The organism is Streptomyces sp. NPDC048643 (assembly GCF_040650615.1).
Classification (GTDB): Bacteria; Actinomycetota; Actinomycetes; order Streptomycetales; family Streptomycetaceae; genus Streptomyces.
The window spans coordinates 65,077-88,840 of the sequence record NZ_JBEZHO010000032.1 but is presented as its reverse complement, the minus strand read 5'-3'; the positions used below and the strand labels follow the sequence as shown (position 1 = coordinate 88,840).

Sequence of the window (23,764 nt, the reverse complement as noted above, 5' to 3'; positions counted from 1 at the left end):
GATGGGTACGGGCGAGTTGCCCGTTTCCGTTGACGGGGTTGAAACCGGACCGGAGAGTGGTAATCCCCCGCGAGGGGGACATCCGCGGGATCACCGCGGCGCGGATCGGGGGGTCTGGGGATGGGCAACGGGACCGAGCAGCACGGCGGAGGCACCAGGGGGGTGCCGTGGGGTGACGTGCTGCTGTCGGCGATCGCGTCCGTGAGCTGGGCGCTGATCGGCATGGCGGGCACCGCGGCGCTCGGTCTGCACCTCCTCGGCGCGGACACGGCAGGCTCGCTCGGCCCGATGACCGCGGCCGTCGTGGCCCTCGGGGCGAACGGGTCGGTGACCCCCTCCGGTGACGTGTCCGCCTTCGGCCTCGAAGGCGCGCAGGCCCACACCGCCATCCAGATCACCCCGCTCGGCGTCGGGCTCGTCGGCGCCCTCCTCATGGCATGGTTCTTCCTACGGTCCCTGCGCGGGGCCGGAGTTGTGATCGCGCCGTCCGAACTCCTCGCGCGGGCGGGCTCGGTGATCGTCCTCTTCGTCGCCACCCTGGGCGGCCTCGCCTGGGCCGGCCACGACGTCATCACCATCGACGGCGGCAGGCTCGGGCTCGACAAGGTCACCGGCGGAGACGGCGGGCTCGGGGACATCACCGACAAACTGCCGGGCGGGCTGGGCGATCTGGGGGATCTCGGGGGGCTCCTTCCCGACAAGGTCGGCGACCTCGTGAAGGCCAAGGCGGCCGTCGGCTTCTCCGTCGACACCGTGCCGACCCTCCTCGGTGGAGCCGCGTGGGCCGCCGGCGTCCTGCTGATCGCCCTGCTCGCCTCCCGGCGTACGCCCCTGCCGCCCGGCTGGGACGCCGTGCACCGCGTCGTACGGCCGGCCGCCGCCTCCCTCGTCGCCGTGCTGCTCGTCGCGGTCCTCGCCGGGCTCGCGGCGGCGGCGTACGCGGCGGTCGGCGACGACCATCCGAAGCGGATCGCGGGGGCGGCGCTGCTCGGCGCACCCAACGGCGTGTGGCTCGCCGTCCCCCTCGGGCTCTTCGTGCCCTGGGACGGCCGGGCCACCGGTGAACTCGCCAAGCTGCTGCCCGACCCGCTGGACCGGCTCCTCGGCGGCGGCACCGACCGACCCGTCACCCTGAGCCGACTCGCCGAACTCGACGGCCGGGTCTGGCTGTTGGCCGTCGCGACCGCGCTCATGATGCTGTACGCGGGCGTGCTGACGGCTGTCCGTACGCCATTCGTACGGGCCGGGGGTGCAGCCGTTGCGGGGGCACCGGCTGACACCTCTGTACGAGGCGGGGGTGCGCTGCGGTTCGCCGGTCTCTGCGCACTTCGGCTCGGCGTCGTGACCGCGCTGGCACTGCCGCTGCTCGCGTGGCTGACGGACGTGTCGGTGGACGCGTCGCTGTCGGTCCTCGGGTTCGACGCCTTCGGGGCGGGGATCCTGTTGCACGGGCGACTGGGGATGGCCTTGGTTCTCGGTGCGGTGTGGGGGGCGGGGGCCGGGGGTCTGGGGGCGTTGCTGGCCTGCGCGAGTGGGGCTGCGGGGCGGAGGGTGGCTGTGTTGGGTGTGGTGGGGGGCTTGGGGGGCCCAGGGGGTGCGGGTGTTCCGGCGGCGGGTGGTGGGAGCGCCGGTGAAGGTGCTGGGCCGTATCGGCCTCGGGGGTCGTACCGGGCGCCCAATCCGGACACCAATCCGTATCTGAGGGTGCCGGAGGAGTTGCGGGGGTCGGAGCCGGAGGATCGGCGGCCGGGGGTGGGGTCGGGGTCCGGGGCGGGAGCGGGGTCGGGGGCGGGGTATGGGGCGGGGCCCGGGGCGGGGCCCGGGGATGTGTACGGGGCGCCGACGGTGATGCGGCCGAGGGGGCCGCTGCCGAAGCGGCGGCCGGACGGGCCCGACGGAGGGCCTCCTCCGCCCCCGCCGCCACCGCCGCCCGCACCTCCGTCGGGACGGCCCCGGCGTTGAGGCGGGCCCAGCGCCTGCGCCGGTGGGGGGCCGGGGCCATGCCGGTACATCCGCCCGTCGCCCCGGCGTAGCCCTCCGGGTGTTGTGCGGGTGCGCTTGCGGGTGCGGTCCGGTGGGGGGCGGGGCCGCGCTGGTACATCCGCCCGTTGCGCCGACGTAGCCCTCCGGGTGGGTGCGCGCGCTTGCGGGTGTGGTGCCGGTGGGTGGGTCGGGGCCGTGCCGGTACATCCGCCCGTCGCCGCTGGACCAGACGTGGGTCAACAACGCCAGGCTGCTCGATCCGGACGTGAGCGACGGGCATCCGATGTACCGGCACGGCCCCTCCCGCCGGACGCCGACTGCGGGCCGTGGGGGCGGGAGCCGACCCTCACGGCGGACGCCGACTGTGGGCAGGGGGGGCCGACCCTCGATCCTGCGATCAGTCAGGCGGGGCAAGAATCAGCCTCTCCGGCGTTTGAGGAGCGGGGTCTGGGGCGGCGCCCCAGGGGTGGGGAACAGTCCAGCCTCTCCGGCGCTTGAGGAGTGGGGTCCGGGGCGGAGCCCAGGTAGGGGACGGGTAGGGGCGGAGGGGGCGAGAAAAGGTGGTTGGCGCGGCGGGAGCTGCGGGCTGGGGGTCGGTTGGGGGTTCGAGGCTGCGGGGCGGCAGGATGCCGGCCCGGGGCGGGGTGCCCGGTGGGCAAGGTGCCCGGGGGTCACCTGGGGGATGCTCAGGTGTTGGACAGTGTTCTCTGTCCGTCAGGCGGACCAGGCGGGCGGACGGCACGCAGTGCCGGATACGGTGGGATCACCATGAGCGCTTCGCAGACCTCTGATGTGCCCACACTCCTCGTCAAGATCTTCGGCAAGGACCGCCCGGGCATAACCGCCGGACTCTTCGACACCCTCGCCGCCTACTCCGTCGACGTCGTCGACATCGAGCAGGTCGTCACCCGTGGCCGCATGGTGCTGTGCGCGCTCGTGACCGAGCCGACCCCCGGTATCGAAGGTGATCTGAGGGCCACCGTCCACAGCTGGGCGGAGTCGATGAAGATGCAGGCGGAGATCATCTCCGGCCTCGGTGACAACCGGCCGCGCGGCTCCGGACGTTCGCTGGTGACGGTGCTCGGGCACCCCCTCACCGCCGAGTCGACGGCCGCCATCGCCGCCCGGATCACCAAGACCGGCGGCAACATCGACCGCATCTTCCGCCTCGCCAAGTACCCCGTGACAGCGGTCGAGTTCGCGGTGTCCGGCGCCGAGACCGAGGCGCTGCGGACCGCGCTGGTGACCGAGGCCGCCGCGCTCGGCGTCGACATCGCCGTCGTGGCCGCCGGCCTGCACCGGCGCGCCCAGCGACTCGTCGTGATGGACGTGGACTCGACCCTCATCCAGGACGAGGTGATCGAGCTCTTCGCCGCGCACGCCGGATGCGAGGACAAGGTCGCCGAGGTCACCGAGGCCGCCATGCGCGGCGAACTGGACTTCGAGCAGTCCCTGCACGCACGCGTGGCGCTCCTCGCCGGGCTCGACGAGTCGGTCGTGCGGAAGGTGCGCGAGCAGGTACGGCTGACCCCCGGCGCGCGCACCCTGATCCGTACGCTGAAGCGGCTCGGCTACCAAGTCGGCGTGGTGTCAGGCGGGTTCACCCAGGTGACCGACGATCTGAAGGAGCGGCTCGGGCTCGACTTCGCCCATGCCAACACCCTGGAGATCGTCGACGGCAAGCTGACCGGCCGGGTGACCGGGGAGATCGTGGACCGGGCCGGCAAGGCACGTCTGCTGCGGCGGTTCGCCGCCGAGGCCGGGGTGCCGCTGGCCCAGACCGTCGCGGTCGGCGACGGTGCGAACGACCTCGACATGCTCAACGCCGCCGGCCTCGGGGTCGCCTTCAACGCCAAGCCGGTGGTGCGCCAGGCCGCGCACACCGCGGTGAACTTCCCGTTCCTCGACACGGTGCTGTACCTGCTGGGCGTCACCCGGGAAGAGGTCGAGGCCGCCGACATGCACGAGGACGAGGACGCCGCCGCGCACTGAGACGGCGCGCGCACTGCGGACGGGGCCCGGCACCTGATGGTGCCGGGCCCCGTCGATGTCAGGGGTCGGTCTACTCCGTGGGCGCCCAGTACTCGGTCAGCGAGGCCGACCCGGGTTCCAGGGATTTCCAGGGGCCCTCGAAGGAGAGCACCGCGAAGGCGGCCGTGTGGAAGCCCTGGGCCTTCATCCGTTCGCGGGTGTCGTCCTCGGCCTGGCCCGCCAGGACGTCGGCGAGGCCGTGGACGCCGGGGTTGTGACCGATCAGGATCACGCTCTGAACGTCGTCCGGGGTCTCGTTGAGGACCGCGATCAGCTCTCCGGGCGACGCTTCGTAGATCCGCTCCTCGTAGACCGTTTTCGGCCGGTGCGGGAGCTCCTGGACAGCGTGCTTCCACGTCTCTCGGGTCCGGATCGACGTGGAACAGAGGGCCAGGTCGAAGGGGATGCCGGTCTCGCCCAGCCTGCGCCCGGCGACGGCGGCGTCCATACGGCCCCGGTCGGCGAGCGGCCGCTCGTGGTCGGACATCTGGGGCCAGTCGGCTTTCGCATGCCGGAAGAGGACGATCCTGCGGGGTTCTGCGACGCTCATGCGTCCCAGCTTCGCACGAAACATGCCACGAGGCGCAGGGAGTTGAGGTGCTCCCCCGGCACGGGTGACGCCCTCCCCCGTCAGGGGTGATGCCGTACCCGAGAGGGGTGGAGCGGTCGCTCTGGGTGGCGTGCGGGTGTCGACCGCGGGAGATCACGCGGGATCGGCGCCGTCCCCGTGCATGGGTGGCGTGTGGTGCCCCGGTGGCATGCGGTTCGTGGTGGCGTGGAGTGTCGTGGTGGCGTGGAGTGTCGGTGTGTGGCTGGTCGTGGTGGGTGCGTCGTGGGTGGGGGGATGGAGGCGGGGCGAGGGGCGCGGATGTGGGGTGCGGGTGTGGGGTGCGTGCGCAGAACCCGGGATGGTGGGCAGCGCGGCAGGGGGCAGTGGGTCTCCGTCGAGGAGCCGGTGCCGCCCGCGTGCCGCGTGCCGCGTCACGGTGCCGTGTGCAGCACCGTCTGGATGCGCTCGAACACGTGCGTGAGGGCCGGGTCCCCGCTCGCGGCGTGCGCGTCCGACGGGTTCAGGATCATGAGCAGCAGCGTGATGAAGGCGAGCGTGGGGAGGGCGAGGGCCCACCAGGGCAGGCGGATGTCCACGCGGCCGGGCGTCGCCGGGTGGATCCGGGTGTGCGTACGGGCCGACATGCCGCCTCCGTGGGTCTTCGAGTGGTCGCGGGCCACTCCTCGCGGCCACGATTCGAAGGTACGGACTGCGCGGGCCCCGACCCATCCGGTGATCCACCCACTTGACCCTGACACTCGCCCCCTAGGGGACGGGGGGTTAGCCCTACCCCCGGGCCCCGAGATGCCCCGGCGCAGGACGCGGCGGGGTAGGGGGAGCGCTGGAGGGGGCCCTGGGGCTCAGGGCGCGGGAGTTCGGCCGTGGACCGGGCGCGGGGTCAGCCGTTCACCGGTCGACGGGCGCGGTCGTTCACGGTGACGCGATGGACGCGATGATGCCGATGATCACCGTGATGGCCAGCATCGCGCCGAGCACGAGCAGCAGCTTCTTCTGGCCGTTCTGGGGGTTCGGGTCGAGCACAGGCATGATGTCAGTCTCGCACCCCGGGTGGGCCCGGCCGCCGCCGGGTCCCGGTTCGCGGGCCGCGCCGGCCGGGGTCAGCCGGCCAGCTCGTCCTCGACCGTGCGGTTGCGGCCCGCGAGGATGCCGACCGCGATCTGCGGGATCATCAGGCCGGCCATGAGCGCGAGCGGGAGGCCCCAGCCGCCGCTGTGCTGGTAGAGGACTCCGACGAGGAGCGGGCCGGGGATCGACAGCAGGTAGCCGGTGCTCTGGGAGAACGCCGACAGCTGGACGACACCGGCGCCGGTCCTGGCCCGCATGCCGACCATGGTGAGGGCGAGCGGGAAGGCGCAGTTGGATATGCCGAGGAGCACGGCCCAGGCCCAGGCGCCGCCGGCCGGGGCCAGGTAGAGGCCCGCGTATCCGGCGAGTCCACAGACGCCGAGGGCCACCACGATGGGGCCCTGGTGGGGCAGCCGGGTGGCGAGGCGCGGGATGACGAAGGCCAGCGGCACGCCCATCACCATGGTGACCGCGAGGAGCAGCCCCGCGGTGCCCGCGGCGACGCCGGCGTCGCGGAAGATCTGCGCCATCCAGCCCATCGTGATGTAGGCGGCGGTGGCCTGGAGGCCGAAGAAGACGGCGAGGGCCCAGGCCGTACGGCTGCGGGTGATGCGCAGGGTGGCGGCTTCCTGGCGGGCGTCCGTCGGGTCCTGTGCCGGTTCGACGGAGCCGGGAGCGGCGCCCCGCGCGCGGACGAGCGCGATCCACGGGAGAACGGCCGCCGCGGCGAGGCCGGCCCACACCACGAGTCCGGACTTCCAGGAGCCGCCCAGGGCGTCGGTCACGGGCACGGTGACGGCGGCGGCGAGCGAGGTGCCGAGCGCGAGGGCCATCGAGTAGAGGCCCGTCATGGAGCCGACCCGGTCCGGGAACCAGCGCTTGACGATCACGGGCATCAGGACGTTGCTGACGGCGATGCCCATGAGCGCGAGCGCGCTGGCGGCCAGGAACCCGGCCGTCCCCCCGATGAACGGGCGCAGCGCGAGGCCGGCCGTGATGGCGGCCATGCCCGCGCAGACGACCGCGGCGGGCCCGAAGCGGCGGGCGAGCCGGGGAGCCGTCACGCCGAAGACGGCGAAGCAGAGCGGCGGCACGGACGTGAGCAGTCCGGCGACGCTGCCGCTCATGCCGAGTCCGTCGCGCACCTCTTCGAGGAGCGCGCCGAGGCTGGTGATGGCCGGACGCAGGTTCAGGGCGGTGAGGACGATGCCCACGACCACGAGTCGCGTCGTCCACGCGCGCGGGGCGGGCGGCCGGGGTGCCGTGCTCTCGGTGGGGCGGTGTGTCGGTGGGGACGTCATCGTCGTCCGGGTCTCCTCGCTTGCCATGTCGCCCATCATAGAATCATGGGATGATTGGCTGTCCAATCCCGCTGGGTTAATCTCCGGAATCTCCGGCCCGCGCGACCGACCGCACCCGGGCCCGTACGAAGGACCGTCATGCCGTTGAGCCACCCCCGCCGTTCGGCACTGTCCGAGCAGGTCATCGCCGAGCTGCGGAACCAGATCACCTCGGGCGAGTGGCCGGTGGGCTCCCGCATCCCCACCGAGCCGGAACTCGTCGACCAGCTCGGTGTCGCCCGCAACACGGTGCGCGAGGCCGTCCGGGCGCTCGCCCACAACGGCCTGCTGGACATCCGGCAGGGCTCGGGCACGTATGTCGTGGCGACCAGTGAGCTGGCGGGTGTGATGCACCGCAGGTTCGCGGACGCCGATCCGCGGCACATCGCCGAGCTGCGGTCCACGCTGGAGTCGAGCGCCGCCGCGCTGGCCTCCGAGCGGCGCACCGAGCGCGATCTCAAGCAGCTGGACGCCCTCCTCGTGCGCCGGGAGGAGGCCTGGGAGTCAGGTGACACGGAAGCCTTCGTGACCGCCGACGCGACCTTCCACCTGGCCGTGGTGGCCGCGTCCCACAACGACGTCATGACGGCGATGTACGCGGACCTGGGCGAGGTGCTGCGCGACTGGCTGCGCGAGGACGTGGGCGCGGAGCTGACGCCGGAGAGTCACATGGACCATGCCCGGCTCGTCGACGCAATCCGCTCGGGCACCCCGGAGGCGGCCGCCGAGGAGGCGGGGAGCTACGCGTTCATGTGCCGGCCGGGACGGCTGGACGCCCGGGGGCGGGCGCTGGGAACCGGCCGCGGCTGACCGTCAGGTGCCGTGCGTGATCCAGACGGCGCGGATCTCCTTCCAGCACCGTCCGGTCAGCCGGACCGTCGTCGCGGGTCCGACGTCGACGGGGGCACTGTCGGTGTCGATGTCCCACCAGCGGGCGCACTCGACGTGCAGCCGGACGCTGTCGGTGTCCACATAGGGGTTGTGGCAGTACGCCACCGCGTGCGAGCCGGTGACGGTCGTCCGGCACTCGGCGCCGAAGGGCTGGGATCCGGAGGGGCGTGCGGCCCCCGCGCCGTCGTGGTCTGCGAGCGTCCGGGGTATCGCGTCGTACGGAACGGCCATCACCAGAGCGACAGCGGCGAACGCCGGGGCAATGCGGCGGGACAGGCGCACAAGGGGACCTCCTCGGCCGTACGGCTGCGGGGCGGTGCGTTCTCCCAGACTGCGTGCTGCGGTACCCGCGGCGCCCGGCCGAATGGGCCGAACGGGGGACGCCCCGTCCCCCGCGAGCTGCGGGAAACGGGGCGTCCGGACCGGGCGTGGGTGCTACGCGCCGATGGCGTGCAGGCCGCCGTCCACGTGGATGATCTCGCCGGTGGTCTTCGGGAACCAGTCGCTCAGCAGGGCGACGACGCCCTTGCCCGCGGGCTCGGGGTCCTTGATGTCCCACTCCAGGGGCGCGCGGGAGTCCCACACGGAGGCCAGCTCGCTGAAGCCCGGGATGGACTTGGCGGCCATCGAGCCGATGGGGCCCGCGGAGATGAGGTTGGAGCGCACGTTCTGCTTGCCCAGGTCGCGGGCGAGGTAGCGGTTGGTGGCCTCCAGGGCGGCCTTGGCCGGACCCATCCAGTCGTACTGCGGCCACGCGTACTGCGCGTCGAAGGTGAGGCCGACGACCGAGCCGCCGTTCTGCATCAGCGGCAGGCAGGCCATGGTCAGCGACTTCAGGGAGAACGCCGAGACGTGCATGGCCGTGGCGACCGACTCGAAAGGCGTGTTGAGGAAGTTGCCGCCGAGGGCGTCCTGCGGCGCGAAGCCGATGGAGTGCACGACACCGTCGAGGCCGCCCAGCTCCTCGCCGACGAGGCCGGCGAGACGGGCGAGGTGCTCGTCGTTGGTGACGTCGAGCTCGATGACCTTCGTGGGCTTCGGGAGCTTCCTGGCGATGCGCTCGGTCAGCGTGGGCCGCGGGAACGCGGTCAGGATGATCTCGGCGCCCTGCTCCTGGGCCAGCTTGGCGGTGTGGAAGGCGATGGAGGACTCCATCAGCACACCGGTGATCAGGACGCGCTTGCCCTCGAGAATTCCGCTCATGGTGATCAGTGACCCATTCCCAGTCCGCCGTCAACCGGGATGACGGCTCCAGTGATGTACGAGGCGTCGTCCGAGGCGAGGAACCGCACCGTCGCGGCGATCTCCTCGGGCTTCGCGTAACGGCCCAGCGGCACCTGCGACACGATCTTCGCGCGCTGCTCGTCGGTGAGCGCCTGCGTCATGTCGGTGTCGACGAAGCCGGGCGCGACGACGTTGAAGGTGAGGTTGCGCGAGCCGAGTTCCCGGGCGAGCGAGCGCGCGAAGCCGACCAGGGCGGCCTTGGAGGCGGCGTAGTTCGCCTGGCCCGCGGAGCCGAGCAGTCCGACCACCGACGAGATGAGGACGACGCGGCCCTTCTTGGCCCGCAGCATGCCGCGGTTGGCGCGCTTGACGACGCGGAAGGTGCCGGTCAGGTTGGTGTCGATGACCGAGGTGAAGTCCTCCTCGGACATCCGCATCAGCAGCTGGTCCTTGGTGACGCCGGCGTTGGCGATGAGGACCTCGACCGGGCCGTGCTCGGCCTCGATCTCCTTGTAGGCCTGCTCCACCTGCTCGGTGTCGGTGATGTCGCACTTGACGGCGAGGAAGCCGGACGGCGGCTCACCGGACCGGTATGTGATCGCGACCTTGTCGCCTGCGTCGGCGAATGCGCGGGCGATGGCGAGGCCGATGCCTCGGTTGCCTCCGGTGACGAGAACCGAGCGGCTCAACGGATCACCCTTTCGATAGCGGACTGAAACCCCTGCATGACAGGCGCCTACCTCGAAAACCTATCGGTCCGTCCGGCCTGTCAGAGAATCGGGCACCGACAGTGGGTTCGGGTGCCCTCTGTCGGGTCCCTACAGAAAGCCGGGGAGGCCCGGCCGAAAAAGCGCCCGGTCGCACGAAAGGCGTGGCCGCGGAGCCCGCCCGCGCGACATGATCGGACCCGACAGGCCACGACAGCAGGGAGACCTCGGTGCCTCATTCCATCGACGAAGCGTTCACGGCGCTGCCGCTGCGCGCCCTCGCGGACGCCGCGCTCGCGCGGGCGCGGGCGCTCGGCGCGGAGCACGCGGACTTCCGGTTCGAGCGGGTGCGCAGCGCGTCCCTGCGGCTCCGCGACGCCAAGCCGGCCGGGTCGTCCGACACCACGGACCTGGGCTACGCGGTGCGCGTGGTGCACGGCGGGACCTGGGGGTTCGCGTCGGGCGTCGATCTGACGATGGACGCGGCGGCGAAGGTCGCCTCGCAGGCCGTGGCGATGGCGAAGCTGTCGGCCCAGGTGATCAAGGCGGCCGGTTCCGACGAGCGGGTCGAGCTGGCGGACGAGCCGGTGCACGCCGACCGGACGTGGATCTCCTCGTACGAGATCGATCCGTTCTCGGTGCCGGACGAGGAGAAGGCGGGGCTGCTCGCCGACTGGAGCGCGCGGCTGCTGGCGGCCGACGGCGTCAACCACGTCGACGCGTCGCTGATGTCGGTGCACGAGAACAAGTTCTACGCGGACACCGCGGGCACCGTGACCACGCAGCAGCGGGTACGGCTGCATCCGCAGCTCACCGCGGTCGCGGTGGACGAGTCGAGCGGCGAGTTCGACTCGATGCGGACGATCGCGCCGCCGGTCGGACGCGGCTGGGAGTACCTGCGGGGCACCGGCTGGGACTGGGACACCGAGCTGGAGAGCATCCCCGGGCTGCTCGCCGAGAAGATGCGCGCGCCGAGCGTCGAGGCGGGGGTGTACGACCTGGTCGTCGACCCGTCCAACCTGTGGCTGACGATCCACGAGTCCATCGGGCACGCCACCGAGCTGGACCGCGCGCTCGGCTACGAGGCGGCGTACGCGGGCACGTCGTTCGCCACCTTCGACCAGCTCGGCAAGCTGCGGTACGGCTCGGAGCTGATGAACGTGACCGGTGACCGCACCGCCGAGCATGGCCTCGCGACCATCGGGTACGACGACGAAGGGGTCGCCGGCCAGTCCTGGGACCTCGTCAAGGACGGCACCCTCGTCGGGTACCAGCTGGACCGGCGCATCGCGAAGCTGACCGGCTTCGACCGCTCCAACGGCTGCGCCTACGCCGACTCCCCCGGGCACGTGCCCGTGCAGCGCATGGCGAACGTGTCGCTCCAGCCGGACCCGGGCGGTCTGTCCACGGAGGACCTGATCGGGGGTGTCGACCGCGGCATCTACGTAGTGGGTGACCGCTCCTGGTCCATCGACATGCAGCGCTACAACTTCCAGTTCACCGGCCAGCGCTTCTTCCGCATCGAGAACGGCCGGATCGCGGGCCAGTTGAGGGATGTCGCGTACCAGGCCACGACCACCGACTTCTGGGGTTCGATGGCCGCGGTGGGCGGTCCGCAGACCTACGTCCTGGGTGGTGCCTTCAACTGCGGCAAGGCCCAGCCGGGCCAGGTCGCCGCGGTCTCGCACGGCTGTCCCTCCGCCCTCTTCAAGGGTGTCAACATCCTCAACACGACCCAGGAGGCCGGTCGATGAGCGCTCGCTCCAGCCAGCAGAACAAGCCGCACGAGATCGTCGAGCGCGCCCTCGAACTGTCCCGGGCCGACGGCTGTGTGGTGATCGCCGACGAGGAGTCCTCCGCCAACCTGCGCTGGGCGGGCAACGCGCTGACCACCAACGGGGTCACCCGCGGGCGCACGCTCACCGTGATCGCCACGGTCGACGGCCGGGAGGGCACCGCGTCCGGCGTGGTCTCGCGCTCGGCGGTGACCGCCGACGAACTGGAACCCCTGGTGCGGGCGGCCGAGGCCGCGGCACGGGGTGCCGGTCCCGCCGAGGACGGCCGGCCGCTGGTGACGGGCGTGGCTCAGTCCCCCGACTTCACGGACGCGCCGGCCGAGACCTCCTCCGCGGTGTTCGCCGACTTCGCGCCCGCGCTGGGCGAGTCGTTCGCCCGCGCGCGTGCGGGCGGCCGGGAACTGTACGGCTTCGCCAACCACGAACTCGTCACCAGCTACGTCGGCACGTCGACCGGGCTGCGGCTGCGGCACGACCAGCCGAACGGGACGCTGGAGCTGAACGCCAAGTCCCCGGACCGGACGCGTTCGGCGTGGGCGGGGCGCTCGACGCGTGACTTCAAGGACGTCGACCCGGCCGCGCTCGACGCGGAGCTGGCCGTACGGCTCGGCTGGGCGGAGCGGCGCGTGGAGCTGCCCGCCGGGCGCTACGAGACGCTGCTGCCGCCGACCGCCGTCGCGGACCTGATGATCTACCAGATGTGGTCGGCGGCCGCCCGGGACGCCGCCGAGGGCCGGACGGTGTTCAGCAAGCCGGGCGGCGGCACCCGCATCGGCGAGCGGCTCACCGAGCTGCCGCTGACGCTGCGCAGCGACCCGAACGAGCCGGGCCTCGAGTCCGCGCCGTTCGTGCTCGCGCACTCCTCGGGCGACGACGCCTCCGTGTTCGACAACGGGCTGCCGCTGACGGCCACCGACTGGATCCGGGAGGGTGAGCTGCGGCACCTGTCCACCACCCGGCACAGCGCGGACCTGACCGGGCTGCCGGTGACGCCGTCGATCGGGAACCTCGTCCTGGACGGTGGCGAGGACCGGTCGCTGGAGGACATGGTCGCCGCCACCGAGCGCGGTCTGCTGCTCACCTGCCTCTGGTACATCCGCGAGGTCGACCCGGCGACGCTGCTGCTGACCGGGCTCACCCGGGACGGCGTCTACCTGGTCGAGAAGGGCCAGGTCGTCGGCGCGGTGAACAACTTCCGCTTCAACGAGTCGCCGGTGGGACTCCTCGGGCGCGCCACCGAGGCGGGGCGGACGGAAAAGACGCTGCCGCGCGAGTGGAGCGACTGGTTCACTAGGGCTGCGATGCCCGCCCTGCGGGTGCCGGACTTCAATATGAGCTCCGTCAGCCAGGGCGTATAACCTCGTACCTGATCCACGAGACCACCCAAGGAGATACGAGAACCGTGACGGACATCGTCGACGAGCTGAAGTGGCGGGGGCTTTTCTCCCTGTCCACTGACGAAGATGCTTTGCGCAAGGCGCTCGCGGACGGCCCCGTCACGTTCTATTGCGGCTTCGACCCGACCGCGGCGAGCCTGCACGTCGGCCACCTGGTGCAGGTGCTCACGATGCGCCGGCTCCAGCAGGCGGGCCTGCGGCCCCTCGCGCTGGTCGGCGGGGCGACGGGCCAGATCGGTGACCCCCGCCCCACGGCGGAGCGCACGCTGAACGACCCGGAGACGGTCGCGAACTGGGTGACGCGCCTGCGCTCGCAGATCGAGCCGTTCCTGTCCTTCGAGGGCGAGAACGCCGCGGTCATGGTGAACAACCTGGACTGGACGGCCGGACTGTCGGCCATCGAGTTCCTCCGGGACATCGGCAAGCACTTCCGTGTGAACAAGATGCTCACCAAGGACTCGGTCGCCCGCCGGCTGGAGTCCGAGGAGGGCATCAGCTACACGGAGTTCAGTTACCAGCTGCTCCAGGGCATGGACTTCCTGGAGCTGTACCGCCGGTACGGCTGCACGCTGCAGCAGGGCGGCAGCGACCAGTGGGGCAACCTGACCGCCGGTCTGGATCTGATCCACCGCCTGGAGCCGCAGGCTCACGTGCACGCGCTGGCGACGCCGCTGATGACGAAGGCGGACGGCACCAAGTTCGGCAAGACCGAGGGCGGCGCCATCTGGCTCGACCCCGAGATGACGACGCCGTACGCCTTCTACCAGTTCTGGCTGAACGTCGACGACCGGGACGTCTCGACGTACCTGCGGATCCTGTCCTTCCGGTCCCGTGAGGAGCTGGAGGAGCTGGAGCGTCAGACCGAGGAGCGGCCGCAGGCGCGCGCCGCGCAGCGCGCGCTGGCCGAGGAGCTGACGACGCTGGTGCACGGCGCCGACCAGACGGCCGCCGTGATCGCCGCGTCCAAGGCCCTCTTCGGGCAGGGCGAGCTGACCGGGCTCGACGAGCGGACGCTGAGCGCGGCCCTCTCCGAGGTGCCGCACATCCAGGTCGCCGAGCCGGGTCTCGTCGTGGACCTCTTCGCCGAGGTCGGTCTGGTGGCCAGCAAGTCGGCCGCCCGGCGCACGGTCAAGGAGGGCGGGGCCTACGTGAACAACGTGAAGGTCGCCGCCGAGGACGCGGTCCCTGCCGAGGACGACCTGCTGCACGGACGGTGGCTGGTGCTGCGCCGGGGCAAGAAGAGCCTGGCCGCGGTCGAGGTCACCGGCGCCTGAGGCACCGCCCGCGCGCGGTGTGACGTACGACGACGAAGGGGCGGCTCCCTGACCGGGGCCGCCCCTTCGTCGTCTTGTTCACGGTGTGGCGTTCACGGGGTGGGGTTCACCGGGTCGCGTTCACCTTGTTGCCCCGTACCGCCATGTAGAGCATGTCGCCGAGGAAGACGATGACGATCGCGGCGGCGAGCTGCAGCGCGTGCCGGCCCCAGTCGATGCCCCGGGTCTCGGCGATGCCGATGCCCCGTGCGATCGCGTTGCCGACGATGGCGCCGAGGATGCCGAAGATGGTGGTCAGCCAGAGCGGGCTGTGCTGCTTGCCCGGAATGATCGCCTTGGCGATCAGGCCCAGCACGAAACCGACGATGATCGCCCACAACCAGCCCATGTCTGCCTCCTAGTACGGCTCTCCGTGAGCAGTACAGCCAGTCTCGGGGTGGCGGTCATACGTCGCATGTCGGGCGGAGCCATACGCGGTACCGCGCACCCGATCCACCCGCCGGGTACCTGCCCCGGTCTCGAAGGCGGCGCAGCCGCGGCGTACCGTGGAGGCAGTCCGGGCCCGCTCTCCACGGGTTCGTGCCGGGCACGGCCCGGTGGGCGTCCGAGACAGGCGGGTGGTGGAGTGTGATCAGGAAGCAGAGCGACGTCCAGGTCTTCCGGATCACCGGAGCGCGGCAGGGACTGGACGAGGACGTCCGCGGCCGACAGCGCCGCTACATCATCTCCATGTCCGTCCGTACGGTCGCGGTGATCCTGGGGGCGACCCTGTGGAACGTCGAGCGGCACGTGGCGATCGTCGCGCTGGTGCTCGGCATCCTCCTCCCCTACGTGGCCGTCGTCATCGCCAACGCGGGCCGCGAGAACGCTCCGGGGCTCCCCTCGACGTTCGTCGCCGCGCCCTCCCGGCCGATGATCGCGCCACCGCGTCAGGACGGTCCCGCGGCGGCGTTCCCGGACGATGTCGCCGCCGATCCGGGGACGCCGCCGCGGCCCGAGCCGCACGACTCGAGCTGACGCGAAGCGGGTCGGCGACGGTACGGGAACCGTCTTCGAAACCCTTCCGAAGAGGCTCCGTCACACCCTCGGAAACGCCCCCGGAGGAACCTCCGAAAACGGAATCCGGCCACGCGCCAAGCTCAAGAAAACCTCAGATCAATCATGTTGTTCAGGTGCCGGGCGGCGGGTCGCCCGTGACATACTTCGTACGCGCTCCGCATCCCCCGTCGGAGCGACGGACCGACGCCGGGCAGCTCCCCCCGTGGCTGCTCGGCGTCGCCTTTGTGGGGGTGCCGAAGGCCCCGTCGGAGGCTTTTCCCGGGGATGCCGCCCGACCGCGCGGGACGCGCGAAGTGAGGCCTCGGCTAGGGTCGGCAGCGTGATTCTGAACGTGCCCGGCTCCGACCCCGCCTCCCCCGTCTGCTCGGCCAAGGCCTGCCGCGCGGATGCCGTGTGGGTGCTCGCGTGGAACAACCCGAAGCTGCACACACCCGAGCGCAGGAAGACCTGGCTCGCGTGCGACGAACACCGCGAGCACCTGTCAAAGTTCCTCGGCATCCGCGGGTTCCTGAAGGACGTCGTGCGGCTGGAGGAGTGGGAGTCCCCGGAGGCCTGAGCAGGCGCGCATCCGGACGCCACCTGATCCGAACGGCAGGCCTAGCCGCCGATCGCCGACATCGGACGGTCGGGCTGCACGAACGACGGGTCGTCCAGACCCGCTCCCGCCTTCTTGCCCCACATGGCGACCCGCCAGATCCGGGCGATCTCCTCGTCGGGGGCGTCCGAGCGCAGTGCCGCCCGCAGGTCGGTCTCCTCGGTGGCGAAGAGGCAGGTGCGCACCTGGCCGTCGGCGGTCAGACGCGTACGGTCGCAGGCCGCGCAGAAGGGGCGGGTCACCGAGGCGATGACCCCGACCCGGTGCGGGCCGCCGTCGACGGTCCAGCGCTCGGCGGGTGCGGACCCCCGCTCGCCGTCGCCCTCCTCGGTGAGCTCGAAGCGGGTGCGCAGGGAGGCGAGGATGTCGCCCGCGGTGACCATGCCGTCGCGCTTCCAGCCGTGCTGGGCGTCCAGCGGCATCTGCTCGATGAAGCGGAGTTCGTAGTCGTGGGCGACGGCCCAGGCGAGGAGGTCCGGGGCCTCGTCGGCGTTCAGGCCGGGCATCAGGACCGAATTGATCTTCACGGGGGTCAGGCCGGCGCTGTGGGCGGCTTCGAGTCCCTCGATGACGTCCTTGTGCCGGTCCCGGCGGGTGAGGGTCTTGAAGACGTCGGGCCGGAGGGTGTCCAGCGACACGTTCACCCGGTCCAGGCCCGCGGCCTTCAGGGCGGCGGCGGTGCGCCTGAGGCCGATGCCGTTGGTCGTCAGCGACATCTGGGGGCGGGGGGCGAGCGCCGCGACCCGCTCGACGATGCCGACGAGGCCGGCGCGCAGCAGCGGCTCGCCGCCGGTGAAGCGGACCTCCTCGATGCCGAGGTGGGTGACCGCGATGTCGATCAGCCGGACGATCTCGTCGTCCGTGAGCAGATCGGGCTTGGCGAGCCACTGCAGCCCCTCTTCGGGCATGCAGTACGTACAGCGGAGGTTGCACCGGTCTGTCAGGGAAACCCGCAGGTCAGTGGCCACCCGGCCGAAGGTGTCGATGAGCACGTGGGCCCCCTCCCTCGATGCTGATCACGTTTTCCGGACATGTGCGAGCCTACGTGACGTGGCCGACAAGGACAGCGGCCCGATCCCACGAGACGCGGCGCGGGCCCGTCGTAGGGACCTACTAGTGGTGATCCACCAGCGGCCTACGACGGGCCCGCGCGATGCCGGTGCCTCAGTGCGCTCCGGTGCCCGTCAGGGAGCGAACCTCCAGCTCGGCGTACTTGCCGGCGTCGGGCTCCTCCTTCGACAGCAGGGTGCCGAGCCAGCCCAGCAGGAAGCCGACCGGGATCGAGATGAGGCCCGGGTTCTCCAGCGGGAACCAGTGGAAGTCGACGTCCGGGAACATCGACGTGGGCTTGCCCGAGACCACCGGGGAGAACAGCACCAGACCGACCGCGGTGGCCAGGCCGCCGTAGATCGACCAGAGCGCGCCCTGGGTGGTGAACCTCTTCCAGAACAGGCTGTAGAGGATCGTGGGCAGATTGGCCGAGGCGGCGACCGCGAAGGCGAGCGCGACCAGGCCGGCGACGTTGAGGTCGCGGGCGAGGGCGCCGAGGAGGATCGACACGGCGCCGATGCCGACCGTCGCGTAGCGGGCGGCCCTCATCTCCTGTTTCTCCGTGGCCTGGCCCCTCTTGATGACGTTCGCGTAGATGTCGTGCGCGAACGACGAGGACGAGGCCAGGGTCAGTCCCGCGACGACCGCCAGGATGGTGGCGAAGGCGACGGCGGAGATGGTGGCGAGCAGGATCGCGCCCCAGCTGGAGTCGACGCCGCCGAGATGCAGGGCGAGCAGGGGTGCCGCCGTGTTGCCCGCCTTGTTGGAGGCGATGATCTCGTCCGGTTTGATCAGCGCGGCCGCGCCGAAGCCGAGGGCGAGGGTCATCAGGTAGAAGGCGCCGATGAGGCCGATGGCCCAGTTGACGGACTTCCGGGCGGTCTTGGCGGTGGGGACGGTGTAGAAGCGGATCAGGATGTGCGGGAGGCCGGCGGTGCCGAGGACCAGCGCCATGCCGAGCGAGATGAAGTCCAGCTTGGTGGTGGAGGTGGCGCCGTACTTGAGGCCGGGCTCCAGGAACGGGGATCCCTTGCCGCTGTTCTCGGCCGCCTTGCCGAGCAGGTCGGAGATGTTGAAGTTGAACTTCAGCAGCACCAGGAAGGTGAGCAGCAGGGCACCGATGATCAGGAGGACGGCCTTGACCATCTGGACCCAGGTGGTGCCCTTCATGCCGCCGATGGTGACGTACACGATCATCAGGACGCCGACGAGCGCGACGATGCCGATCTTTCCGCTGTCGCTGGTGATGCCGAGGAGCAGCGAGACGAGGACGCCGGCGCCCGCCATCTGGGCCAGCAGGTAGAAGATCGACACGACGATGGTCGAGGTGCCCGCGGCGGTGCGGACCGGGCGCTGGCGCAGGCGGTAGGCGAGGACGTCGCCCATCGTGTACCGGCCGGAGTTGCGCAGCGGCTCGGCGACCAGGAGCAGGGCGACCAGCCAGGCGACCAGGAAGCCGATGGAGTAGAGGAAGCCGTCGTAGCCGAAGAGGGCGATGGCGCCGGCGATGCCGAGGAAGGACGCGGCGGACATGTAGTCGCCGGAGACCGCGAGGCCGTTCTGGAAGCCGGTGAACTGGCGGCCGCCCGCGTAGAAGTCGGCGGCGTCCTTCGTCTGGCGGCCGGCCCAGACGGTGATGACGAGGGTCGCGGCGACGAACACCGCGAACAGGGTGATGATCAGCGGCCGGTGCTCACTGGCCTCGCCGGCGGCCAGCACCGTCGTGTGCACGCTGGTCTGTACGGAGCTCATGCGCCGCCCTCCATCCGGGACTTGATGGCTTCGGCCTTGGGGTCGAGCTGGGCGGCGGCGTGCCGCGAGTACCACCAGGCGATGAGGAACGTGGTGAGGAACTGGGCGAGACCGAGCACCAGGGCGACGTTGATGTTGCCGAACAGCTTGGTGCCCATGAAGTCGCCCGCGTAGTTCGAGAGGAGGACGTACAGCAGGTACCAGAGGATGAAGCCGACGGTCAGCGGGAAGGCGAACGAGCGGTGGGAACGGCGGAGTTCACCGAACTCGGCGCTCTGCTGGACCTCGATGAACTCCTCGGTGGACGGCAGGGGGGCGCGGGTCTTCGCGGGCGGCGGTGCGTCGTTCGCGGGTGGCGGTGCGTCGGTGGCCACGGTGTCTCCTCGCGTTGCGGGTGCGGTTGCGACGGTGGGCGGGGGCGAGCCGGTGCTCGCGGACGGGGACGGTTCGGGTACGGACATGGGGCTGACCTCACAGTGACGTGGATCACGTGACGGTATGCGGCACAGCCGCTCCGTTCCGTGATCCGGCAGAGGGCCTCGATCGTCCACGGGCTCCCTGCCCAAGGTCACGGCGCCACGCGTGGACCGGTTCAACTCCCTTGGGTTCTTTCGGAAGTCGCCTTCCCGCGGAAGTCGTCGCCGGAAGTCATTGCTGGCCCGGGCGCCGGGAGGATAGCTTCGGCCTGCGCCATTTCCGTCATGTACCTGCCCGGGCACCACCTGTGTTCGGGCAGCTCCGTTTTCCGGATGATGTGGAGATCCCGTGGCTCATCTGCGTTCCAGACGCCGTCTCGCCCTCGCCGTGCCGGTCGTTCTGTCGCTCACCGCTTCGCTGGGCTTTCTGCCGGGTGTCGCGTCCGCCGCTCCCGCCACCGCGCCCGCCGTGACGGCGGCGGACGGGCCGAACCTGTCCTACGTGGTCAACACGCGGGCGGACCACCGCACCGTCGCGTCGGTGAAGAAGGCGATCACCGCGGCCGGCGGCAGCGTCGTCATCGCGTACGAGCAGATCGGTGTGATCGTCGTCCACTCCGCCAACCCGGACTTCGGGCGGCAGATCCGGGCGGCGCGCGGAGTGCAGTCGGCCGGTGCCACGCGCACCTCGGCCCTGACGCCCGCGGGGACGACGGACGAGGGCGCGGCGCAGGTGCTGTCGGCCGCCGAGGCCGCCAAGGTCGCGAAGACGGCCGCCCCGGGCGAAGAGCCCCTGGAGGCCGACCAGTGGGATCTGCGCGCGATAGGCGCCGACAAGGCGGCCGCGGTCAACCCGGGCAGCAAGAAGGTGACCGTCGCGGTGATCGACGTCGGCGTCGACGACACGCACCCGGACATCGCGCCGAACTTCTCCGCCTCCCAGTCCGCGAACTGCGTGGGCGGCAAGCCGGACACGACGTACGGCTCCTGGCGCCCGGTGGACGCCGACCACTACCACGGCACCCATGTCGCCGGTGAGATCGCGGCGGCCCGCAACGGCGTCGGTGTCGCCGGTGTCGCGCCCGGCGTGAAGGTCTCCGGCATCACCGTGGCCCAGCCCGACTCCACCCAGCTGTTCTACCCGGAGAGCGTCGTCTGCGCCTTCGTGTTCGCCGCCGACCACGGCGTCGAGATCACCAACAACAGCTACTACGTGGACCCGTGGCTGTACAACTGCGTCGACGACCCCGACCAGAAGGCGATCGTCGACGCGGTCAACCGGGCCCAGCTGTACGCGCAGCACAAGGGCACGCTGAACGTCGCCGCGGCGGGCAACTCCAACGACGACCTCGACTCGGACGCGTTGACCGACGCGTCCAGCCCCGACGACTCGACGCCGACGACGCGGACGGTCGACCCGCACAAGTGCTTCGACATCCCGACCCAGTTGCCGGGTGTCGTCACGGTCGCCTCGACCGGCGTCAAGGGCGCCAAGTCGTACTTCTCCAGCTACGGCGAGGGCGTCATCGACGTCGCGGCGCCGGGCGGCGACCGGTACCAGATCCCGGACACGCCGTCGCAGAACGGCCGCATCCTCTCGACGCTGCCGAACAACACGTACGGCTATCTCCAGGGCACCTCGATGGCGACGCCGCACGTCGCCGGTGTGGCCGCGCTGCTCAAGTCCAAGTACCCCTGGGCGACGCCCGCCCAGCTCCAGATTCTCCTCAAGGCCCAGGCGGACAACCCGGGTTGCCCGGCCGAACCGTACGACGGGAACGGTGACGGTGTCGTCGACGCGACCTGCGTGGGCGGCAAGCACGTGAACGGCTTCTACGGATTCGGGATCGTGAACGCCCTGCGGGCGGTCAAGTAGCCTCCGCCGACGCCTTCGTGGCCCCGGTCGTCGCCCAGGGCGGCGGCCGGGGCCACGTCGCGTCGTCCGACGCCCGGCGCCCGGCACCCGGCACCCGGCACCCGGCACCCGGCACCCGGCGGGGGCCGATACGCATGTTGATCCGATCCACGCCGCATAGTGCCCGTATGACGCAATCACCGATGGCCGCCGTATGGCGGGAGTTGGGCGGGGACCCCGCGCTGCTCGCCCGGGTCTCGACCGTGGTGCGGGCGGGCGCGCTGGAGGCCCGGCTGCCCGTACGGGAGATGGCGCGGGCCTGCGTGGGCGGGTGCGCGCTGGCCGCCGCCGAGCTGGCGGCCCGGCGGACCGGACGCGCCGAGGTCCCGCCCGTGACGGTGGACGACGGTGCCGTCGCCACGGCGTTCGTCAGCGAACGGCATCTGCTCGTCGACGGGCGGGCACCGGTCTCCTTCGCGCCGCTGTCGCGCTTCTGGCGGACGGCGGACGGCTGGGCGCGCACGCACGCGAACTATCCCCATCACCGGGCGCGACTGCTGGCGGCGCTGGGCCTGACGGACGACGCGACGGTGGAGGACGTGGCCGCGGTGCTCGCGGAGCGGCCCGCCCGGGAGGTCGAGGAGACGGTGTACGCCGCCGGTGGCCTCGCGGTCGCGCTGCGCACGCCCGAGGAGTGGGCCGGCCACGCACAGGGGCGCGCGGTGGCGGCCCGGCCGCTGATCGAGCGCGGCCTGCTGGACTCCGCGCCCGCGCGTGCCCTCGCCCCGCTCGACGGCGGCGGCTCGCTGCCACCCGCGGCCGGGGTACGGGTGCTGGACCTCACCCGGGTCATCGCGGGCCCGGTCGCCACCCGCACGCTCGCGCTCCTGGGGGCCGACGTGCTGCGGGTGGACGCGCCGCACCTGCCCGAGTCGGCCGACGCGCACGCCGACACCGGCTTCGGGAAACGGTCGTCGACCCTGGACCTGGCCACCGACCGGGGTGCGTTCGAGGAGCTGCTGGCGACGGCCGACGTCGTCGTGACCGGGTACCGGCCGGGCGCGCTCGACCGGTTCGGGCTCACCCCCGAGGCGCTGGCCGAACGTCGGCCGGGCCTGGTCGTGGCCCAGTTGTCGGCGTGGGGCGCGTACGGGCCCTGGGGCGGTCGGCGGGGCTTCGACAGCCTGGTGCAGGTGGCGACCGGGATCGCCGTCACGGAGGGGTCGGCCGCGCAGCCGGGTGCGCTGCCCGCACAGGCCCTCGACCACGGCACCGGGTACCTGCTGGCGGCGGCCGTCCTCCGGGCCCTGACCGAGCGGTCCGAGGACGGCCGGGGCCGTCTCGTACGCCTGGCGCTGGCAGGGACAGCGGCGTGGCTGACGGGCGGCATCGCCCGGGACACCGACGGGTCCGCGGAGCCCGGTGCGGAGAACCAGGTGACGGGCCTCCCCTACGACAGCCCGGACACCTGGCTCGCCGACCGCGACAGCCCGATCGGCCACCTCCGGTACGCCCTCCCGCCGCTCACCTTCACCGACGGCCCCACCGACTGGTCCCGCCCGCCGGGCCCCCGCGGAGCGGACACGCCGGGCTGGCTGTGACGGGGGGTTTTCTCGGTGCCCGGATCTCCAACGTCGGACGGGCTAACGTGAGTTGCCGGGTACGCGGCGGCTGGTGAGCATCGTGAGGTGACGTTGACACGACCGACGGCCGACGCGGCGGACGCGGGGGCGGCGGCCCGGCGGCAGGCCACCCGCAGGGCCCTCGCCCTGCTCGCGCTGGTGGCCGTCGCGGCCCTGATCCCGCTGCTCGGCCCGCGCACCGCGCTGACCGGCACCGGAGAGGCCGCCGCACCCGGGGTCGCGGGCATCGCCCTGCTGCGCGCGGTGTTGTTCGCGGCGTTGTGCGTCCCCGTGGGAGAGCTGTTCGCGGCCGGGCTGGCCCGTCGGGTGCCCGGTGCGCCGCGGGCGGACGTGCCGCGCAGCTGGGCGGCGTACGCGGCCGTCGCCGGGTTCGTCGCCGCGCTGGGGCTCGCCTCCGTGGTCGCGACCGGCAATCTGCTGCCCCGTCACCTCGCCGACCTGGATCTGGGCGGCCTCTACGCGAGCCGCGACGGCAGGCTGGCGCTCCTGGAGGTCAACGCGTTCGCGGTGGCCTGGTTCTGCGCCCGGTCGCGTCGGCCCGGCACGCAGGTGTGGCCGCTGGCCGCGGTGGCGCTGGCGGAGGCGCTGCGCGCGCATCCGGCGGCCGAGCACGCGGCGCCGGCCGGCTCCGGTCTGACGCTCGTCCATCTGACCTGTGCGGCCCTGTGGGCGGGCGGTCTGCTGCACGTCCTGCGGCTGCTGCGCGCGTGGCGGGCGGCGGAGGCGGCCGGTGTCCCCGCGCCGGGCGCTGCCGGGGGTTCGGCGGCCGGGGCCGCGCTGCTCGGCCGCTACGCGCGCGTGGCGGCCGTCCTGTTCGCGGCGATCACCGCCACCGGCGTCTGGAGCTCGCTGCGCCGGATGCCGGCCGGCACGATCATGGACCAGCTGACGACGACGGCGTACGGGCGCACCCTGCTCGCGAAGGTGCTCCTGGTGGCCGCCGTCGCCGTCCTGGCACTCTGCGCACGGCTGCGGCTGCGGCGTGGGCGGGACCCGCTCGGCGCCTGCTCCCCCGCGCGCGCGGAGGTCGTCGTGCTGGGCGCGGTCGTCACGGCGTCCGGCCTGCTGACGGCGCTGCCGCTGCCCATCCGCTGGTGAGCGGCCGACAGCCCGGC

General features: G+C 72.1%; 22 protein-coding genes. 11 read left to right on the top strand and 11 right to left on the bottom strand.

Translation table 11 applies throughout. The annotated features are described in order from the left end of the window. Positions 1-120 precede the first annotated feature (120 nt). Positions 121-1,962: a streptophobe family protein gene (locus AB0C62_RS27435; RefSeq protein WP_362977510.1), complete on the top strand. Its 1,842-nt coding sequence runs from the start codon at positions 121-123 to the stop codon at positions 1,960-1,962. A gap of 789 nt (positions 1,963-2,751) precedes the next feature. Continuing rightward, positions 2,752-3,975 carry a phosphoserine phosphatase SerB gene (gene serB / locus AB0C62_RS27430; protein WP_362977508.1) on the top strand — a complete coding sequence of 408 codons (1,224 nt, stop codon included), beginning with the start codon at positions 2,752-2,754 and terminating at the stop codon, positions 3,973-3,975. Positions 3,976-4,045: 70 nt separating this feature from the next. Here serB and AB0C62_RS27425 read toward each other — a convergent pair whose 3' ends face one another. The 4 genes from AB0C62_RS27425 to AB0C62_RS27410 form a co-directional block, all read right to left on the bottom strand. Next, positions 4,046-4,564: a histidine phosphatase family protein gene (locus AB0C62_RS27425; protein WP_362977506.1), complete on the bottom strand. Its 519-nt coding sequence runs from the start codon at positions 4,562-4,564 to the stop codon at positions 4,046-4,048. A 431-nt stretch (positions 4,565-4,995) separates the two neighbouring features. Beyond that, a complete protein-coding gene (locus AB0C62_RS27420) occupies positions 4,996-5,208 on the bottom strand; it encodes a hypothetical protein (protein WP_362977504.1) in 213 nt (70 codons plus the stop codon). Positions 5,209-5,494: 286 nt separating this feature from the next. Beyond that, positions 5,495-5,611 carry an SGM_5486 family transporter-associated protein gene (locus AB0C62_RS27415; RefSeq protein ID WP_263974370.1) on the bottom strand — a complete coding sequence of 39 codons (117 nt, stop codon included), beginning with the start codon at positions 5,609-5,611 and terminating at the stop codon, positions 5,495-5,497. A 71-nt stretch (positions 5,612-5,682) separates the two neighbouring features. Further along, entirely contained in the window at positions 5,683-6,990 is a 1,308-nt protein-coding gene (locus AB0C62_RS27410; protein WP_362977502.1) for a CynX/NimT family MFS transporter, read from the bottom strand. A gap of 99 nt (positions 6,991-7,089) precedes the next feature. Here AB0C62_RS27410 and AB0C62_RS27405 point away from each other — a divergent pair, with 99 nt between their 5' ends. Next, positions 7,090-7,800, top strand: coding sequence for a FadR/GntR family transcriptional regulator (locus AB0C62_RS27405; RefSeq protein WP_362977500.1), 711 nt, complete (start codon positions 7,090-7,092; stop codon positions 7,798-7,800). A gap of 3 nt (positions 7,801-7,803) precedes the next feature. Here AB0C62_RS27405 and AB0C62_RS27400 read toward each other — a convergent pair whose 3' ends face one another. The 3 genes from AB0C62_RS27400 to fabG form a co-directional block, all read right to left on the bottom strand. Then, positions 7,804-8,163 carry a hypothetical protein gene (locus AB0C62_RS27400; protein ID WP_362977498.1) on the bottom strand — a complete coding sequence of 120 codons (360 nt, stop codon included), beginning with the start codon at positions 8,161-8,163 and terminating at the stop codon, positions 7,804-7,806. Between the two features lie 153 nt (positions 8,164-8,316). Continuing rightward, positions 8,317-9,084, bottom strand: coding sequence for an enoyl-ACP reductase FabI (fabI, locus tag AB0C62_RS27395; RefSeq protein ID WP_362977496.1), 768 nt, complete (start codon positions 9,082-9,084; stop codon positions 8,317-8,319). 5 nt (positions 9,085-9,089) lie between these two features. After that, complete coding sequence (gene fabG, locus AB0C62_RS27390; protein ID WP_362977494.1) at positions 9,090-9,794, bottom strand: 3-oxoacyl-[acyl-carrier-protein] reductase; 705 nt, start codon at positions 9,792-9,794, stop codon at positions 9,090-9,092. Positions 9,795-10,042: 248 nt separating this feature from the next. On the opposite strand from fabG, the gene AB0C62_RS27385 reads away from it, so the two are divergent. The 3 genes from AB0C62_RS27385 to tyrS are packed head-to-tail and all read left to right on the top strand — an operon-like array spanning position 10,043 to position 14,279. Beyond that, on the top strand, positions 10,043-11,566 hold the full coding sequence (locus AB0C62_RS27385) for a TldD/PmbA family protein (RefSeq protein ID WP_362977492.1): 1,524 nt from the start codon (positions 10,043-10,045) through the stop codon (positions 11,564-11,566). Then, entirely contained in the window at positions 11,563-12,966 is a 1,404-nt protein-coding gene (locus tag AB0C62_RS27380) for a metallopeptidase TldD-related protein (RefSeq protein ID WP_362977490.1), read from the top strand. The genes AB0C62_RS27385 and AB0C62_RS27380 overlap by 4 nt, the downstream gene beginning before the upstream one ends. A 44-nt stretch (positions 12,967-13,010) precedes the next feature. Beyond that, a complete protein-coding gene (gene tyrS, locus AB0C62_RS27375; protein ID WP_362977488.1) occupies positions 13,011-14,279 on the top strand; it encodes a tyrosine--tRNA ligase in 1,269 nt (422 codons plus the stop codon). Positions 14,280-14,385: 106 nt separating this feature from the next. Here tyrS and AB0C62_RS27370 read toward each other — a convergent pair whose 3' ends face one another. Next, positions 14,386-14,667, bottom strand: coding sequence for a GlsB/YeaQ/YmgE family stress response membrane protein (locus AB0C62_RS27370; RefSeq protein ID WP_362977486.1), 282 nt, complete (start codon positions 14,665-14,667; stop codon positions 14,386-14,388). A gap of 242 nt (positions 14,668-14,909) precedes the next feature. On the opposite strand from AB0C62_RS27370, the gene AB0C62_RS27365 reads away from it, so the two are divergent. Together AB0C62_RS27365 and AB0C62_RS27360 are read left to right on the top strand one after the other, a co-directional pair. Further along, entirely contained in the window at positions 14,910-15,296 is a 387-nt protein-coding gene (locus AB0C62_RS27365; RefSeq protein ID WP_362977538.1) for a DUF3099 domain-containing protein, read from the top strand. 361 nt (positions 15,297-15,657) lie between these two features. Then, positions 15,658-15,894, top strand: coding sequence for a hypothetical protein (locus AB0C62_RS27360; protein ID WP_362977483.1), 237 nt, complete (start codon positions 15,658-15,660; stop codon positions 15,892-15,894). Positions 15,895-15,935: 41 nt separating this feature from the next. Here the strand turns inward: AB0C62_RS27360 and moaA are convergent, their stop codons facing one another. From moaA to AB0C62_RS27345, 3 genes are all read right to left on the bottom strand, one after another. Further along, positions 15,936-16,925, bottom strand: coding sequence for a GTP 3',8-cyclase MoaA (gene moaA / locus AB0C62_RS27355; protein WP_362977481.1), 990 nt, complete (start codon positions 16,923-16,925; stop codon positions 15,936-15,938). Positions 16,926-17,097: 172 nt separating this feature from the next. Continuing rightward, positions 17,098-18,735, bottom strand: a complete 1,638-nt coding sequence (locus AB0C62_RS27350; RefSeq protein ID WP_362977479.1) for a cation acetate symporter — start codon at positions 18,733-18,735, stop codon at positions 17,098-17,100. Then, a complete protein-coding gene (locus AB0C62_RS27345) occupies positions 18,732-19,109 on the bottom strand; it encodes a DUF485 domain-containing protein (RefSeq protein ID WP_362977477.1) in 378 nt (125 codons plus the stop codon). The genes AB0C62_RS27350 and AB0C62_RS27345 overlap by 4 nt, the downstream gene beginning before the upstream one ends. Positions 19,110-19,500: 391 nt before the next feature. On the opposite strand from AB0C62_RS27345, the gene AB0C62_RS27340 reads away from it, so the two are divergent. From AB0C62_RS27340 to AB0C62_RS27330, 3 genes are all read left to right on the top strand, one after another. Beyond that, positions 19,501-21,027: a S8 family serine peptidase gene (locus tag AB0C62_RS27340; protein WP_362977475.1), complete on the top strand. Its 1,527-nt coding sequence runs from the start codon at positions 19,501-19,503 to the stop codon at positions 21,025-21,027. 167 nt (positions 21,028-21,194) lie between these two features. Beyond that, complete coding sequence (locus AB0C62_RS27335) at positions 21,195-22,607, top strand: CoA transferase (protein WP_362977473.1); 1,413 nt, start codon at positions 21,195-21,197, stop codon at positions 22,605-22,607. Positions 22,608-22,694: 87 nt separating this feature from the next. Beyond that, positions 22,695-23,747, top strand: coding sequence for a CopD family protein (locus AB0C62_RS27330; RefSeq protein ID WP_362977471.1), 1,053 nt, complete (start codon positions 22,695-22,697; stop codon positions 23,745-23,747). Positions 23,748-23,764 lie beyond the last annotated feature (17 nt).